1 pseudogene is annotated in these 824 nt (G+C 32.0%); it reads left to right on the forward strand.

Annotated features, from left to right (window positions below):
* Positions 1–772 (forward strand): annotated as a pseudogene (locus HT715_RS12140) (XRE family transcriptional regulator); the annotation flags it as partial.
* Between the last annotated feature and the right edge of the window lie 52 nt (positions 773–824).

Raw genomic sequence — 824 nt, forward strand, 5'->3', positions numbered from 1 at the left:
ACTCTCCCAACGACTCGAAGTGCCATTAGATTATTTTTTTAATGAACAAATTGAAATTAAATCTAACCTCTCTAATTTCAAGCAATTATCTGCTCGATTATTAGATGACAGAAATTATGACAATTTAGAATATCTTTATAGAATAGAGATTGAACGAAGTACTTTTCTAACACTAGAAGACCGAACTTACCTTGAATGGATTAAAGCTATTATTGACTTCTATCAATATGACAGTAAGTGTGAGGCTATTTCTTCATTGGAAAATATATTATTAAAAGTCTCTTCAAATACTCTGATTTATTTAAAGGCCTTGAATACTCTATCTAATTTCTATTCCTTAGTGGGTCTTGAACAAGAATATGAGGCAAACTACTCTCATTTGATGGAGTTATATCAGACAAAAAATTTTGAGCATCAAGAGTTTTTATTTGGCTACATCAGAGTTCGTTACAATTACGCTCACTACCTAGTATCAAAGGAAAAATATAATGAAGCCATCCAAGAAGCTCTTGAGACTATCGAACTCTGTAAAGAGAGGCAAACAAGTTACCAACTAGCTCCCCTGCTCGTTCTCGTTGGAAATTGTGGAACATAATTCCTTGGCAAAGAACAAGTCAAAAATTATTATATAGAAGCAAGAGAGCTATGCAAGATTTATAACAATCCTTTCTCTGTGAAAATTGCAAGTTTTTCCCACCTTTTCTCAATACTGAAACAACATCTTTCCAGAACTTCAATAATTTCTTTTTGTGTTAAATCATTATTTAACTAAATCTTTGGAGGCAATACGTTTTCAAAGCTACTTTTTACCATAGATTTTGAGC

Origin of the sequence: Streptococcus sp. 4155, assembly GCF_013276695.1 — a bacterium.
Classification (GTDB): Bacteria; Bacillota; Bacilli; order Lactobacillales; family Streptococcaceae; genus Streptococcus; species Streptococcus pseudopneumoniae.